Annotated in this window: 16 protein-coding genes; all 16 read left to right on the plus strand. The window is 42.1% G+C overall.

Going from position 1 to position 14,526, the window contains the following annotated elements:
- The first annotated feature begins 13 nt into the window (after positions 1-13).
- A complete protein-coding gene (gene fliZ, locus NSS65_RS08265) occupies positions 14-634 on the plus strand; it encodes a flagella biosynthesis regulatory protein FliZ (RefSeq protein WP_231293995.1) in 621 nt (206 codons plus the stop codon).
- Positions 627-1,292 carry a flagellar type III secretion system pore protein FliP gene (gene fliP / locus NSS65_RS08270; RefSeq protein ID WP_008354479.1) on the plus strand — a complete coding sequence of 222 codons (666 nt, stop codon included), beginning with the start codon at positions 627-629 and terminating at the stop codon, positions 1,290-1,292. Before fliZ ends, fliP begins: the two co-directional genes overlap by 8 nt.
- A gap of 16 nt (positions 1,293-1,308) precedes the next feature.
- A complete protein-coding gene (fliQ, locus tag NSS65_RS08275) occupies positions 1,309-1,578 on the plus strand; it encodes a flagellar biosynthesis protein FliQ (RefSeq protein ID WP_003211206.1) in 270 nt (89 codons plus the stop codon).
- A 6-nt stretch (positions 1,579-1,584) separates the two neighbouring features.
- Positions 1,585-2,364, plus strand: a complete 780-nt coding sequence (gene fliR / locus NSS65_RS08280; RefSeq protein ID WP_024426982.1) for a flagellar biosynthetic protein FliR — start codon at positions 1,585-1,587, stop codon at positions 2,362-2,364.
- Positions 2,361-3,449: a flagellar biosynthesis protein FlhB gene (gene flhB, locus NSS65_RS08285; protein ID WP_029707677.1), complete on the plus strand. Its 1,089-nt coding sequence runs from the start codon at positions 2,361-2,363 to the stop codon at positions 3,447-3,449. Before fliR ends, flhB begins: the two co-directional genes overlap by 4 nt.
- 29 nt (positions 3,450-3,478) lie before the next feature.
- Positions 3,479-5,512, plus strand: coding sequence for a flagellar biosynthesis protein FlhA (flhA, locus tag NSS65_RS08290; RefSeq protein ID WP_034281791.1), 2,034 nt, complete (start codon positions 3,479-3,481; stop codon positions 5,510-5,512).
- On the plus strand, positions 5,512-6,621 hold the full coding sequence (gene flhF / locus NSS65_RS08295) for a flagellar biosynthesis protein FlhF (protein ID WP_034281794.1): 1,110 nt from the start codon (positions 5,512-5,514) through the stop codon (positions 6,619-6,621). The genes flhA and flhF overlap by 1 nt, the downstream gene beginning before the upstream one ends.
- A complete protein-coding gene (locus NSS65_RS08300) occupies positions 6,615-7,520 on the plus strand; it encodes a MinD/ParA family protein (RefSeq protein ID WP_051627337.1) in 906 nt (301 codons plus the stop codon). The genes flhF and NSS65_RS08300 overlap by 7 nt, the downstream gene beginning before the upstream one ends.
- Positions 7,517-8,590, plus strand: a complete 1,074-nt coding sequence (locus tag NSS65_RS08305) for a chemotaxis response regulator protein-glutamate methylesterase (protein ID WP_034281797.1) — start codon at positions 7,517-7,519, stop codon at positions 8,588-8,590. Before NSS65_RS08300 ends, NSS65_RS08305 begins: the two co-directional genes overlap by 4 nt.
- A gap of 5 nt (positions 8,591-8,595) precedes the next feature.
- Positions 8,596-10,623, plus strand: coding sequence for a chemotaxis protein CheA (locus NSS65_RS08310; protein ID WP_041117392.1), 2,028 nt, complete (start codon positions 8,596-8,598; stop codon positions 10,621-10,623).
- A 24-nt stretch (positions 10,624-10,647) separates the two neighbouring features.
- Positions 10,648-11,109 carry a chemotaxis protein CheW gene (locus tag NSS65_RS08315; protein ID WP_024424157.1) on the plus strand — a complete coding sequence of 154 codons (462 nt, stop codon included), beginning with the start codon at positions 10,648-10,650 and terminating at the stop codon, positions 11,107-11,109.
- A gap of 12 nt (positions 11,110-11,121) precedes the next feature.
- The gene (locus NSS65_RS08320) at positions 11,122-11,748 is read left to right on the plus strand and encodes a chemotaxis protein CheC (RefSeq protein ID WP_065214356.1); all 627 of its coding nucleotides are present in this window, start codon (positions 11,122-11,124) and stop codon (positions 11,746-11,748) included.
- Positions 11,748-12,248 (plus strand): chemotaxis protein CheD, encoded by a 501-nt coding sequence (locus NSS65_RS08325; protein ID WP_024426989.1) that lies wholly within the window; start codon positions 11,748-11,750, stop codon positions 12,246-12,248. The genes NSS65_RS08320 and NSS65_RS08325 overlap by 1 nt, the downstream gene beginning before the upstream one ends.
- Before the next feature lie 24 nt (positions 12,249-12,272).
- On the plus strand, positions 12,273-13,040 hold the full coding sequence (locus tag NSS65_RS08330; protein ID WP_024424154.1) for a FliA/WhiG family RNA polymerase sigma factor: 768 nt from the start codon (positions 12,273-12,275) through the stop codon (positions 13,038-13,040).
- A 21-nt stretch (positions 13,041-13,061) separates the two neighbouring features.
- Positions 13,062-13,601: a Swarming motility protein SwrB gene (locus NSS65_RS08335; RefSeq protein WP_065214357.1), complete on the plus strand. Its 540-nt coding sequence runs from the start codon at positions 13,062-13,064 to the stop codon at positions 13,599-13,601.
- A gap of 155 nt (positions 13,602-13,756) precedes the next feature.
- Positions 13,757-14,491 carry a 30S ribosomal protein S2 gene (gene rpsB, locus NSS65_RS08340; RefSeq protein ID WP_024426991.1) on the plus strand — a complete coding sequence of 245 codons (735 nt, stop codon included), beginning with the start codon at positions 13,757-13,759 and terminating at the stop codon, positions 14,489-14,491.
- Positions 14,492-14,526 lie beyond the last annotated feature (35 nt).

Here is a 14,526-nt window from a genome sequence, read left to right on the forward strand (position 1 = left end):
AATGATCAGTTTTATGCTTTTCTTGACGATGCAGCCTGCCTCACTGTTTGCCGAAACGAAAGATCCTGAGAATGGCACAGTGAATGACTGGCTCAAAGGTGAGAAAGAAAGCAAAAAGGATACAGAGAAGAAAACCACTGACAATCAAACGAATCCGGCAGAAGAAGTTCCCTCTTCTTCTGTCTCCATTATGGATTTTGTCAAAATGATTGGTGCCTTACTTTTTGTCATCCTGCTTATTTATGGTTTAGTGAGATTTGTTGGTAAGCAAAACCGCTTACTCAAACCATTTCGCTATGTTGAAAATATCGGCGGAACGACAGTCGGACAAAACCGTTCAGTCCAGCTGATCAAAGTGGGAAAACGAGTATTAGTTGTCGGCGTAGCAGACTCAATCCAGCTGCTAAAAGAAATTGATGATGAACAAGAATGTGAAGCGATCGTGAAACAATATGAAGAAGCGATGGAAAGCAAAACCGATTTACCAAAAATGGTTCAAAAATTCACATCGCAGATAAAGAAACATGATCAGCCGACCACTTCTTCTTTTTCAGCCAATTTAAAGGCGCAGCTAGCCGAATTGAAAAAGACCCAATCAGAAGTCAGAAAGAAAGGCCCGAAACAAAATGAATGAGTTTATCGATTTATTTAATTCCAGCGGTGCAGGAAATATCAGCACATCTGTCCGTCTTCTTTTACTTTTAACAGTATTTTCGGTTGCACCGGGCATTCTCATTTTAATGACGTGTTTTACACGGATTGTGATTGTTCTTTCATTCGTCAGAACATCACTTGCAACCAACTCAATGCCGCCAAACCAAGTGCTTGTTGGACTTGCATTGTTTCTCACATTTTTTATTATGGCACCCACGTTCTCACAGATTAATAAAGAGGCGCTGACGCCGCTTTTAAATGATGACATCACGTTAAATCAGGCGTATGAAAAAGCCGAAGTGCCTATTAAAGAGTTTATGAGTAAACATACAAGACAGAAAGATTTGGCTTTATTTCTTAGCTACGCAAAAATGGATACACCTGAATCGATTAAAGATATTCCTTTAACGGCGATGGTTCCCGCTTTTGCCATTTCAGAATTAAAGACGGCATTTCAAATTGGTTTTATGATCTTTATTCCATTTTTAATTATTGACATGGTGGTCGCAAGTGTTCTGATGTCAATGGGGATGATGATGCTTCCGCCGGTTATGATATCGCTCCCTTTCAAAATATTGTTATTTGTTTTAGTCGATGGATGGTATTTGATCGTTAAATCTTTGCTGCAAAGCTTTTAGAGTAGGTGCTTAAAACATGAGTTCAGAATTTGTCATTACGATGGCTGAAAGATCAGTGTATGTGGTATTGCTTGTGAGTGGGCCGCTTCTTGCGCTCGCACTCATTGTGGGACTGATTGTCAGTGTGTTTCAGGCGACAACCCAAATTCAAGAACAGACGCTTGCGTTTATTCCTAAGATTGTTGCAGTACTCATTGGACTTGTTGTGTTTGGTCCATGGATGCTTTCAACAATCGTGTCCTTTACGACAGAGCTGTTCTCGAATTTAGATCGATTTGCAGGTTAATAAGCGATGTCAATTATAGAATTATTCCCTGCTTTTCTTTTAGTTTTTATTCGGATCACCGCTTTTTTTGTGACAGTACCGCTTTTAGCGCATAGAACGATCCCGGCTGTACACAGAGTTGGATTCTCACTGTTTTTAGCGGTCATTAGTTTTAGCACCATAAAAGAACCGCCAGCACTCGACATAGACGGTCTTTATATGATGCTTGCGGTGAAAGAAGCAATGGTCGGACTTCTGCTTGGGCTGATTGCATACATCATGGTGTCCGCTGTTCAAATTGCCGGCTCATTCATTGATTTTCAAATGGGTTTTGCGATTGCCAATATTATTGATCCGCAAACAGGGGCGCAGACGCCGCTGATGGGACAGTTTTTTTATACGGTCACATTGCTGTTGATGCTGGCAACAAACGCACATCACCTGCTGCTTGATGGAATCTATTACAGCTTTCAATACATTGCAGTTGATCAATACGCATTGAATTTCGGCAGTGAATCCTTTGCTTACTTTATCGCAAAGAGCTTCAACCAAATGTTTATCATCGCCTTTCAAATCTCGGCACCTGTCGTGGCAAGTCTGTTTTTAGTCGATTTGGCGCTGGGGATTGTGGCACGTACAGTTCCGCAAATGAACGTATTTGTGGTTGGACTTCCTATTAAAATGGGTGTGAGTTTTATTATGATCATCATCTGTATGGGCGTCATCTTCGGTGTTGTCCAAAATACATTTGAAACGATTGTACTCACCATGAGGAATTTCTTAGCATTGGTCGGTGGTTCGTCATGATGACAAGGCTTAGACTAGACTTGCAATTTTTCGCAGGTGAAAAAACAGAAAAAGCAACGCCGAAAAAAAGGCGGGATTCACGTAAAAAAGGACAGGTTGCCAAAAGCACCGACGTCAATACAGCCATCTCATTTCTATTAATCTTTTTATCATTCTTTTTTATTGGGCCTTTTATGAAAGAGCGGATTATCGCGCTCATAGAACGTTTTTATTCAACAACCATGCTAATGAAGGTTAGCACATCTAATATTCATCAATTATTCTTGGAATTGCTTCAGGAAACAGGACTCCTCCTCATGCCTATCCTTGGTGTTGGTATGCTGGCGGGCATTATCAGTAACTATTTACAAGTCGGCTTTCTCTTTTCACCAGAAGTGATCAAACCGAAATTAGAAAAGCTTGACCCAATCAAAGGGTTTAAACGGATATACAGTATTCGAGCCCTCGTAGAGCTATTAAAATCCATTTTGAAAATTGGCTTTGTAGGCTTTGCGACATTTATTGCTCTTTGGATGCACTTTGACGAAATTCTGCGGCTTCCTTTATTAACAGCAGAGGAAACCCTTCATTTCGTTGCAAATATGACCTTAATTATGGGGCTGTATGCTGCTGGTGCTCTTCTGATTTTAGCAGGGCTTGATTATATGTATCAGAAATTTGATTATGAAAAAAACTTGCGGATGTCCAAACAAGACATCAAAGATGAGTATAAAAAATCAGAGGGTGACCCGCTCATCAAATCTAAGATTAAACAGCGTCAGCGGGAAATGGCCATGAGACGGATGATGCAGGAAGTCCCAAAAGCGGACGTCATCATTACAAACCCAACCCACTATGCCATTGCTTTAAAGTATGACGAAGAAAAAATGGACGCGCCCTTTGTTGTGGCAAAGGGAACGGATATTTTGGCTTTGAAAATTAGAACGATTGCGAAAGAGCACGATATCATGACCGTAGAAAACCGGCCGCTCGCCCGCGCGCTCTATGATCAGGTCGACATCGACCAAGCGGTGCCGGAAGAATACTTTAAGGCCATCGCAGAAATTTTAGCTTACGTCTATAAAACGAAACAAAAGATTTTATGAATTTTTGGTTTTAAAAGGAGAGAACAGGCATGTCAGCAAGAGATTTATCTGTTTTATTCAGTGTTATTTTAATTGTGGCGATGCTGGTCATACCGTTTCCGCCAATGCTATTAAGTATTTTAATCATTATTAATATTTCTCTTGCGCTTATCGTGCTTCTCACCACAATGAACATGCAAGAACCACTGCAATTTTCAATTTTTCCATCATTGCTTTTGCTCTTAACGCTGTTTCGTTTAGGGCTTAACATCTCTACAACACGTTCTATTCTTTCAACAGGAGATGCTGGAAAGGTTGTAGAAACGTTCGGTTCATTTGTTGTTGGAGGAAATATCCTCGTGGGTCTCGTTGTTTTCCTTATCCTGATTATCATTCAGTTTATTGTTATCACAAAAGGGGCAGAGCGTGTATCAGAGGTTGCGGCAAGATTTACTCTCGATGCGATGCCAGGTAAACAAATGAGTATTGACGCAGATTTAAATGCAGGTATGCTGACAGAAAGTGAAGCAAGAAACCGCCGTGAAAAAGTAGCGAGAGAAGCAGACTTTTATGGAGCGATGGATGGTGCAAGTAAGTTCGTTAAAGGGGATGCCATCGCAGGTATTATCATCGTCATTATTAATATTATTTTTGGAATCATTATTGGGATGCTTCAGCAAGGAATGTCGATTCAAGAATCAGCTTCCCACTTTACGCTATTAACGGTAGGAGACGGGATTGTTTCACAAATTCCTGCACTTCTCATTTCAACAGCAACAGGGATTGTCGTCACAAGGGCTGCTTCTAATGGGAACCTTGGTTCAGATATCACTGAACAACTGTTTGCATTCCCTGCTATGCTTTACGTCACAGCAGGCACGATCTTCCTTCTTGGGCTGTTTACGCCAATCGGCGTACTTTTGACAGGACCGATCGCAGGTTTACTTGCCCTCGGCGCATACTTGATGTCGAAAAACAAACAAGACCAAGAAGAAATTGAAGAGGTACTGGAGGAACAGGCAGAGGTAGAAGAGATGAAAAGTCCAGAAAGTGTCATTCATCTCCTGCAAATGGATGCCATTGAATTTGAATTTGGCTACGGCCTCATCCCGCTCGCTGATGCAAACCAGGGCGGTGACCTGTTAGACCGGATTGTGATGATCCGAAGGCAGCTTGCCCTTGAACTTGGTCTCGTCATTCCAGTCGTCCGAATCCGGGACAATATTGCACTGAACCCAAATGAATACCGGTTGAAAATTAAAGGGAACGAAGTAGCAAAAGGAGAGCTGCTGCTTGATCATTACTTAGCGATGTCCCCAACGCCTGATGATGATCCGATTGAAGGAATTGAAACAATCGAACCATCCTTTGGCCTGCCGGCTAAATGGATATCAGAAGCAGAAAAAGATCAGGCTGAGATGCTAGGCTATACGGTTGTGGATCCAGCGTCTGTTGTGTCTACTCACATCACAGAAAAGATTAGACAAAACACACACGAGCTGCTCGGACGCCAAGAAACGAAGCAATTAATCGATCATCTGAAAGAAAGTTATCCTGTCTTAGTGGATGAGGTAACGCCAAATCCGCTGGCAGTCGGTGATATTCAAAAAGTACTGGCGAAGCTGCTGAAAGAAAAGGTCTCTATCCGAAACCTTGTCACCATTTTTGAGACGCTTGCAGACTACGGAAAATTAACGACTGATACAGATTTATTAACAGAGTATGTGAGACAGGCGCTGGCAAGACAGATTACCGCACAGTATGCAAGAGAAAATGAATCACTCAAAGTCGTGACATGCTCAGGCCGAGTAGAAAAGGTGATTGCAGACAGCGTTCAGCAGACAGAGCATGGTAACTACTTATCGTTAGATCCAGAATCCTCTGAAAGTGTGATTCAATCAGTGGCGAGAGAAATTGAACAGCTTTCGCTTCGTCAGGAAACGCCGGTTCTATTATGCTCACCTCCTATAAGAATGTACGTTAAGCAGTTGTTAGAAAGATATTTCCCAGATTTACCGGTACTATCTTATAACGAACTAGAAGCGAATGTGGAAGTACAGAGCATCGGAGTGGTGGATATCTAATGAAAATGAAAAAAATCACAGCAAATTCTATGCAGGAGGCAACGATTCAAATCAGGCAGCAGCTTGGGAAAGATGCCGTTATTTTAAATTCTAAAACCGTTGTCAAACGCAAACTGTTCGGTTTGAAGAAACAGCAAATGGTCGAAGTGATTGCAGTGCTGGATCAAGATTTCGAGGAAAGAGCTGGTAAAGGGTTAAACCCTGCGTCGCCTCTTCCAGTGTTGCCAAAAAAGGAAAAGCTGCCCGAAGAGCCTTCATTTGTTCCCAAGGCGGCGAAACCAGCGCCTTCTCATACCCAGCCTTTAGAATATGTGAGGAATGAACGGCATGCGGGTATTCTGCCTGATCCTCTTATAGCAATCGATCAAAAGCTAAAGGATCAAGGGCTTGATGATGCCATTCGAGACGAATGCCTGAAGGGTCTTTTAACAAAGGGTGCGGTTAAAGAATATCACATAAAAAAAGAACTTGAACAACTGCTGACAGATATGCTGCCAGCGCAAACCTCTGATGAGCCGATGATTTCGTCAAAATACATTGTACTGTTCGGTTCAACCGGAGCTGGTAAAACGACAACGATTGCAAAGCTGGCTGCTAAAACGGCTATTCAGCAGCAAAAGAAAATCGCTTTTATTACAACCGATACGTACCGGATTGCAGCGATCGAACAGCTGAAAACATATGCTGAACTTCTGAATGCACCGCTTGAGGTTTGTTATTCGAGAGAGGATTTTGTAAAAGCCCAAGAGACCTTTAAAGAATATGATCATATTTTCATCGATACAGCAGGCCGTAACTTTAAAGAAGAAGCGTATATCAAAGAGCTGACCGACATTATTCCATTTGATGAGAGCATTCAAAGTTTTCTCGTGATGAGTGCCACATCGAAGTATCAAGACATGAAAGCCATGGTCAAACGCTTTGAGCACGTTCCAATCAATCAATTCATTTTTACAAAAGTAGATGAAACGGACACGATGGGAACCATTTTTCAAATCATTGCTGACTCTCAAATCAAACTTGGTTTTTTAACAAATGGTCAAAATGTGCCTGAGGATATTCTTGAAGGTTCTCCTCTTGAACTTACAAGGATGGTTTTACAATCATGAAGCCTGACCAAGCAGAAGGGTTAAGAAAACTAGTTCAGCAGAGTCAAATCATCACACCTTCTCCTCTTAACGCCAGCGGACAGGCAAAGACCATTGCCGTCATGAGCGGTAAAGGCGGGGTAGGTAAATCGAATTTGACCCTGAATATGGCACTGTCTATCGCAAGTACAGAGAGAAGAGTGTTAGTGATTGATCTTGATTTTGGGATGGGGAATATTGATATTTTACTAGGGAAAACATCGACTAGTTCTATATTAGATGTTCTCGTTAGAAAAAAATCCTTCCAAGCAGCCATGACAAAAGGAACGGACAATCTATATTACATTTCTGGCGGAAGCGGGCTTGAACAGCTGTTTTCTTTAGATAAAGATCAATGGTCGTTCTTTTTGGAAGAGATGGAAAGAATCATGCAGGACTTCGATTGTATCTTTTTCGATATGGGTGCCGGCTTGTCAAAAGATCAGCTGCCTTTTGTCTTATCGGCAGGAGAAGTGGTCGTTGTGACTACGCCAGAGCCAACATCCATCATGGATGCCTACAGCGCGATTAAACACTTAGCCATTCATCAGTTTGAACGGTCTGTGCAAATCATTGTCAATCGGTGCAAAACCCCGTCAGAAGGGTCTGAAACCTACCGGAAATTAGCAGGAGTGGTCACATCTTTTCTTCACAGAAAACTTGTATTTGCTGGCGCTGTGCCTGATGATCCTGCGGTTCCTAAAGCAGTATCAGAACAAATTCCATTTTATATGAAACAGCCTCATTCAAGGCTGAGTAAAACCATTAAGATGCTGGCAGAAACACTATATCATCAGCAGATAAGAGAGGCACGGAGAGAACAGCATACGTTTATAGATAAGTTGTCCTCTTTTTTTAAAAGGAGGAAGGTGGACTCATGATTAGAGTGCTAGTAGTAGATGACTCGGCCTTTATGAGAAAGCTCATTAGTGATTTTCTAAGTGCCGAGCAAGAAATAGAAGTCGTCGGAACGGCGCGAAATGGGGAAGATGCCTTAAAACGGATCAAGGAACTGAATCCAGATGTTGTCACGTTAGATGTGGAAATGCCTGTTTTAAATGGAACAGAAGCATTAAAACAAATTCTGGCTGAACACGACCTTGCCGTGATTATGGTGTCAAGCCAGACAAAGCAAGGAAAAGATTTAACCATCCATTGCTTAGAACTCGGTGCTTTTGACTTTGTGACAAAGCCTTCGGGAAGTATTTCTCTCGATTTGCACAAAGTGAGGGGGCAAATTGTAGAGCGGGTACTTGCGGCAGGACTGTCAAGAAAACGCACTGAAGAGAAGGTGTCTCCTAAGCCGGTGATAAAGCCGCCAAGTCCAGTGGCTGCACCCCGGCTGCCATCTGTAAAAGGCAGCTCACTCCGAAAGATTATTACTATCGGAACATCTACAGGGGGACCAAGGGCACTTCAACGAGTCGTAACGAAGCTGCCTAAGGACATCGAGGCCCCTATATTGATTGTGCAGCATATGCCAGCAGGATTCACGGCATCACTTGCTACTAGGTTAGATCATTTATCACAAATTACGATTAAAGAAGCGCAAGATGGAGACATCGCGAAAAATGGAGTGGCTTACATAGCTCCTGGTGGAATGAATATGTCACTTCATGACCAAGGGGGGTCACTTGTCATCAGGCTGTCCCCTGAAGACACGGAAAGCCGGCACAAACCATCTGTTAACTATTTATTTGAATCCATCAGCAGCATAAAGGGTTACGAGAAAATCGCTGTCATTATGACAGGTATGGGCAGTGATGGTACTGAAGGTGTCAAAAAAATGGTCGCAAGCGGTCATACGAAAGTCATTGCAGAAAAAGAAGAATCATGTGTTGTTTTCGGAATGCCTAAATCAGTCATTAAAGCAGGCCTTGCACATGAAACAAGGCATGTGGATGACATCGCACATGCAATTATTAGCTCCATGAAAAAAGAGAGGGCGTGAACACGTTGGATGTAAACCAATACTTAGATATCTTTTTAGATGAAAGCAGAGAACACTTACAAACTTGTAATGAAAAACTTCTTGATTTAGAAAAGAACCCAACCGACTTGCAGCTAGTGAATGATATATTCAGAGCGGCTCATACATTGAAAGGAATGAGTGCAACGATGGGCTTTGATGATATGGCTCATTTAACGCATCATTTAGAAAACATGTTTGATGCTATCCGTAATGAACAAATGATTGTCACTCCTGAGTCAATGGATACGATGTTCGAAGCACTCGATCATCTTGAAGCAATGGTTCAATCGATTGCAGAAGGAGGAGACGGGAAACGTGATGTCACAGAGATTAGTAAAAAGCTAGATGTGACAGGAAGCCATGCTGAAGCAGCTTCTAGCGTTGAAACAGCAGATGCATCAGCTGCTGCTAATGACTTAGATTATAACGAATTTGAACGTACGGTTCTTGATGAAGCGAGAGAGCAAGGCTTCAAATGCTATGAACTTAACGTGACATTAAGCGAAGCGTGCTTACTAAAAGCTGTTCGTGTCTATATGATTTTTGAAAGACTAAATGAAGCAGGCGAGGTTGTCAAAACCGTTCCAAATGCAGAACTGTTAGAATCAGAAGATTTTGAATCTGAATTCAGCATTTCTTATCTTTCTAAACAGCCGATGGACGAAGTGCAGAAAATCGTCACGGCGATCTCAGAGGTTGAGAAGGTTGAGATCTCTGAAGTCTCCGCATTTGAAGAAGCAGCTCCGGCTGAAAAGCAAGAGGTGCAGCCTGAACAGAAAAAAGAAGAAACATCCGTTCCTGCTGTAAAAGCGCCAGCAAATGATGCGCCAAAAGCAAATGGCAATAACGGTGCAGCTGCCGGCGGAACGAAAACAATTCGTGTCAACATCGACCGTCTTGATTCTCTTATGAATCTATTTGAAGAACTTGTGATTGATAGAGGCCGATTGGAACAGATTGCTAAAGAACTAGAAAATAACGAACTCACAGACACAGTCGAAAGAATGACTCGTATTTCTGGAGACCTGCAATCAATCATCCTGAACATGAGAATGGTACCTGTGGAAACTGTCTTTAACAGATTCCCGCGTATGATTCGTCAATTGACGAAAGAGCTTAATAAGAAAATTGAACTGATTATTGAGGGTGCTGAGACGGAGCTTGATCGAACAGTGATCGACGAGATTGGAGATCCGCTGTTGCACTTACTTAGAAACAGTCTAGATCACGGGATTGAATCACCAGAAGAACGTGTGAAAAAAGGCAAGCCGGAAAAAGGTACGGTTCTATTAAAAGCGTATCATAGCGGAAACCATGTCTTCATTGAAGTAGAAGATGATGGAGGCGGGATTAACCGTAAAAAGGTGCTTGAAAAAGCGTTAGAGCGCGGGGTTATTACAGAAAGAGAAGCAGAAACGCTTGAAGATCATCAAATTGATTCATTGATCTTTGCAGCAGGATTCTCTACAGCTGATACGATTTCTGACATCTCAGGCCGCGGTGTAGGTCTTGACGTTGTGAAAAACAAGCTGGAATCACTTGGCGGATCTGTGAGCATTAACTCAACAGAAGGACAGGGTTCACTATTTTCGATCCAGCTTCCGCTTACATTATCGATTATTTCCGTTCTTCTTGTAAAACTAGAAGAGGAAACATTTGCGATTCCGATTTCTTCTATTATTGAAACGGCGGTCATTAAGAAAAGTGACATCCTGCAAACGCATGATCGTGAAGTGATTGATTTCCGCGGATTTATCGTACCGGTCGTGTACTTGAAGAAACAATTCCACGTACCAAATGCGAATGAATTAGAGGAAGAACTGCACATCATTGTTGTTCGTAAAGGAGACAAGCTGACAGCATTTGTGGTCGATTCATTTATTGGTCAGCAAGAGGTTGTATTGAAATCACTAGGAGATTATCTGCCAAACGTATTTGCGATATCCGGCGCAACGATCCTAGGTGACGGTCAAGTTGCACTCATCGTTGACTGTAATGCACTGATCAAGTAAAAAACAATAGAGGAGCGGTCTGAAATGAGTACAGATATCAAAACTGGCGAAAAGATGATTGTGTTTATCGTAAACAAAAAAGAATACGCCATTTCAGTATCAGAAGTAAAGTCCATTGAAAAATGGCAGCAGCCGACAAGAGTTCCTGGCGTTGCCCCTTATATATGCGGTGTTATTAATTTACGCGGTGTCGTGACGCCTGTCATTGACCTGAGAGTCAGACTTGGTTCTACTGACAACGAGATTACAGATGAAACAAGAATGATCATTGTACAAGTTGGTGACATTGAAGTCGGCTGGATTGTTGATGAAGCAAATGATGTTATTACCGTCCATCAGGAAGAAGTAGAATCTTCTCCTGAATCAGCTGAAAAAGAAGGACAGTCATGGGTGACAGGTATCATTAAGCATGATCAGCGTCTTTTCAATATCATTCATGCCGGTGCTGTCCTCGACAAGAGCGTTCAAGGTGCACCTGTTCATTAAGGGGGATGTGAAATGAGCATTTTCAACGAAATTAAAGATGAACAGCTAGATATTTTAGGAGAGGTTGGGAATATCGGAGCAGGCCACGCAGCGTCTGCTCTTGCCAACCTATTGGATCGCAAAATAGATATGGCTGTTCCTTTTGTCAAGGTTCTCTCGTTTGAAGATTTAATGGATTTCTTTGGCGGTGCAGACCTTCCTGTTGCAAGCATTTTCCTGCGAATGGAAGGGGATTTAACCGGCTCAATCTTTTTCATTATGCCGTTTGAGCAAGCGGAGCAATTTGTAAGAGAGCTTGTCCAGGACCCTGCATTTGATATTGATACGATTCATGAACATGAGATGGGGACGTCAGCACTTCATGAACTGGGAAATATTTTAGCGGGCTCTTATTTATCAGCCCTTGCCGATTTAACAAAATTGCAGCTTCACCCAAGTGTTCCAGATGTGACGCTCGATATGTTCGGGGCTGTCATTAGTGAAGGGTTGATGCAATTCAGTCCTCTTGGCGATCAGGCGATTGTGATTGATACATCTATTTTTGATGATCAAAATAAGCAAGAGCTGAAAGGAAATATGTTTCTATTACCAGACTTTGAATCGTTTGAAAAACTATTCAAAGCATTAGGTAACCTATAATGAACGTGCAAATTCCGGCAGTTGTAAAGGTTGGTATTGCGGATGTTCAGCTTGTTAAATCACCGGACCGCATTCGGACATCCGGTCTTGGTTCCTGCGTAGGGCTTGTCTTGTTTGATCAAGACAAAAGGCTGGCAGGCCTTGTCCATGTTATGCTTCCAGACTCCTCTCTTTCAAAAGGGGCGGTGGAGAACTTGGCTAAATATGCAGATACAGGTGTCAAGCATACAATTGATCTGCTCCTAAAAGCAGGCGCACGCAAACATGCGCTAAAGGCAAAACTTGCTGGCGGGGCGGAAATGTTTAAGTTTAAGTCAACCAATGATCTAATGAGAATTGGACCTAGAAACGTTTCAGCTGTAAAAGAACATCTGTCTCTTCATCATATCCCGATTATTAGTGAGGATACAGGCGGAAACAGTGGCCGTACAATTGAATTCGATCCGCTTACGGCAGAGCTTGAGATCCGTACTGTGAAGCAAGGCATTATGAAGATATAACTAAGGAAGTATAGGGGGATAAAGATGCAATCCTTAAATTACGAAGATCAGGCGCTATGGGCTAGATGGAAAGAGTGGAAAGACCCAGCTGCTGGAGATGATCTTATGCGCCGCTATATGCCGCTCGTCACATATCATGTTGGAAGAATTTCCATCGGTCTCCCGAAGTCAGTGCATAAAGAAGACTTGATCAGTCTAGGGATGCTCGGTTTATATGATGCCCTTGAAAAATTTGATCCCGGAAGAGATCTGAAGTTTGATACATATGCATCCTTCAGAATCCGCGGGGCCATTATCGACGGTCTTCGTAAAGAGGACTGGCTGCCTCGTACATCAAGAGAAAAAACAAAAAAAGTAGAAGCGGCTATTGAAAAGCTTGAACAGCGGTATTTGCGTAATGTGACGCCGACAGAGGTGGCTGAGGAACTCGGCATGAGTGAACAGGATGTCGTCACAACGATGAATGAAGGATTCTTTGCAAATCTGCTCTCAATTGATGAGAAGCTGCATGATCAAGAAGACGGAGAGAACGTCCAAGTCATGATTCGCGACGAGAAGTCTGTGACTCCAGAAGAGAAAATGCTGAAAGATGAATTAATTGAACAGCTTTCTGAAAAAATCACAGAGCTTTCAGAAAAAGAAAAGCTTGTGATCAGTCTTTTCTATAAAGAAGAACTGACATTAACGGAAATCGGTCAAGTGCTCAATTTATCTACCTCGCGCATTTCGCAAATTCATTCAAAGGCCTTGTTCAAGCTTAAGCATCTGCTTGATAAAGCCATTCAATCTTAAAGAGTTAGTGAGTGAAAAAATATGTTATGGCTGATTAGCTTCATGCTTCATGCTGCACTTATTTATTTTGTGATTATTTTATATACGAGAATGAATTCGCTGAAGGCAACAGAACAAAAGCAGCGAGAACTTCTAGAAGAAACGGAAAATACCCTGGCTGCATTTTTGATGGAGGTCAAAGAAGAGAATGACAAACTATCAAAAGTGGCAGCCGCTTCCCCTGATTTTTCTGCTGAAGAGCTGAAATCGGATCTTCAGACACCAAAGCAGCCACAACCACCAATTGAATCCCAGCAATCGGTCGAAAGTGAAGATCCCGTACCGGAGCACCTGTCGGCTCTCCTTAGCGAAGTTGAGGTGCAGGAAGAGAAGGTAAACGAACCCGTTCCACAACTCGAAACAGAGGCTTCTATGCCTTCTAAAAGTGAAATAGAAGAAACATTCGAGGACCAAGTGAAGTCCCTATATGATGAAGGGCGGTCACTAGAAGAAATAGCGAAAGAAATGAAAACTGGCAAGACAGAAATCGAGCTTTTATTAAAATTTAGCGGAAAGCTGTAAAGGATTCTTGATTGTCAGTCCATCATGTGTTATATTATTTCTTGGTGTTAAATACACACGCTTAATGATTCGTATGAAGGTGCTGCCGTGGCGCAGTTTTATGTGAACATGACTTAAGCGGAGGAAAAAAAACCATTATATTAGGAGGCAACAAAATGTCAGTTATTTCTATGAAACAATTGCTAGAAGCTGGTGTTCACTTCGGTCACCAAACTCGCCGTTGGAACCCAAAAATGAAGCGTTACATCTTTACAGAGCGTAACGGTATCTACATCATCGACCTTCAAAAAACGGTGAAAAAAGTAGAAGAAGCTTACAACTTCACGAAAAACCTTGCTGCTGACGGAGGAAAAATCCTTTTCGTTGGTACGAAAAAGCAAGCACAAGATTCAGTGAAAGAAGAAGCAATCCGTTCTGGTATGTTCTATGTGAACCAACGCTGGCTTGGTGGAACTTTAACAAACTTTGAAACAATCCAAAAACGTATTAAACGTTTAAAAGATATTGAAAAAATGCAAGAAAACGGTACGTTCGAAGTTCTTCCTAAGAAAGAAGTCGTTCAACTGAAAAAAGAATTAGAGCGTCTTGAAAAATTCCTAGGCGGAATCAAAGACATGAAGAGTCTTCCGGATGCACTTTTCATTATCGACCCTCGTAAAGAGCGTATTGCAGTTGCAGAAGCTCGTAAATTGAATATCCCAATCATCGGTATCGTTGACACAAACTGTGATCCAGACGAAATTGATGTTGTGATCCCTGCAAACGATGATGCAATCCGTGCTGTAAAACTTCTAACTGCTAAAATGGCAGATGCGATTCTTGAGTCTAAACAAGGCGAAGAAGAAGCTGTTGTAGAAGAAACGACAGAAACTGAAACAACAACTGCGTAACCTATTCAAAAGGTGATAAGAGGGAAATGCCTTTT

This window comes from Bacillus sp. FSL K6-1006 (assembly GCF_038593175.1).
In the GTDB taxonomy this organism is placed as follows: Bacteria; Bacillota; Bacilli; order Bacillales; family Bacillaceae; genus Bacillus; species Bacillus safensis.

What these genes read in the sequence shown, in the direction of transcription:
- fliZ (WP_231293995.1), top strand. Translation starts at nt 14, where the DNA reads ATGCTTTTCTTGACGATGCAGCCTGCCTCACTGTTTGCCGAAACGAAA.
- fliP (WP_008354479.1), top strand. Translation starts at nt 627, where the DNA reads ATGAATGAGTTTATCGATTTATTTAATTCCAGCGGTGCAGGAAATATC.
- fliQ (WP_003211206.1), top strand. Translation starts at nt 1,309, where the DNA reads ATGAGTTCAGAATTTGTCATTACGATGGCTGAAAGATCAGTGTATGTG.
- fliR (WP_024426982.1), top strand. Translation starts at nt 1,585, where the DNA reads ATGTCAATTATAGAATTATTCCCTGCTTTTCTTTTAGTTTTTATTCGG.
- flhB (WP_029707677.1), top strand. Translation starts at nt 2,361, where the DNA reads ATGATGACAAGGCTTAGACTAGACTTGCAATTTTTCGCAGGTGAAAAA.
- flhA (WP_034281791.1), top strand. Translation starts at nt 3,479, where the DNA reads ATGTCAGCAAGAGATTTATCTGTTTTATTCAGTGTTATTTTAATTGTG.
- flhF (WP_034281794.1), top strand. Translation starts at nt 5,512, where the DNA reads ATGAAAATGAAAAAAATCACAGCAAATTCTATGCAGGAGGCAACGATT.
- NSS65_RS08305 (WP_034281797.1), top strand. Translation starts at nt 7,517, where the DNA reads ATGATTAGAGTGCTAGTAGTAGATGACTCGGCCTTTATGAGAAAGCTC.
- NSS65_RS08315 (WP_024424157.1), top strand. Translation starts at nt 10,648, where the DNA reads ATGAGTACAGATATCAAAACTGGCGAAAAGATGATTGTGTTTATCGTA.
- NSS65_RS08320 (WP_065214356.1), top strand. Translation starts at nt 11,122, where the DNA reads ATGAGCATTTTCAACGAAATTAAAGATGAACAGCTAGATATTTTAGGA.
- NSS65_RS08325 (WP_024426989.1), top strand. Translation starts at nt 11,748, where the DNA reads ATGAACGTGCAAATTCCGGCAGTTGTAAAGGTTGGTATTGCGGATGTT.
- NSS65_RS08330 (WP_024424154.1), top strand. Translation starts at nt 12,273, where the DNA reads ATGCAATCCTTAAATTACGAAGATCAGGCGCTATGGGCTAGATGGAAA.
- NSS65_RS08335 (WP_065214357.1), top strand. Translation starts at nt 13,062, where the DNA reads ATGTTATGGCTGATTAGCTTCATGCTTCATGCTGCACTTATTTATTTT.
- rpsB (WP_024426991.1), top strand. Translation starts at nt 13,757, where the DNA reads ATGTCAGTTATTTCTATGAAACAATTGCTAGAAGCTGGTGTTCACTTC.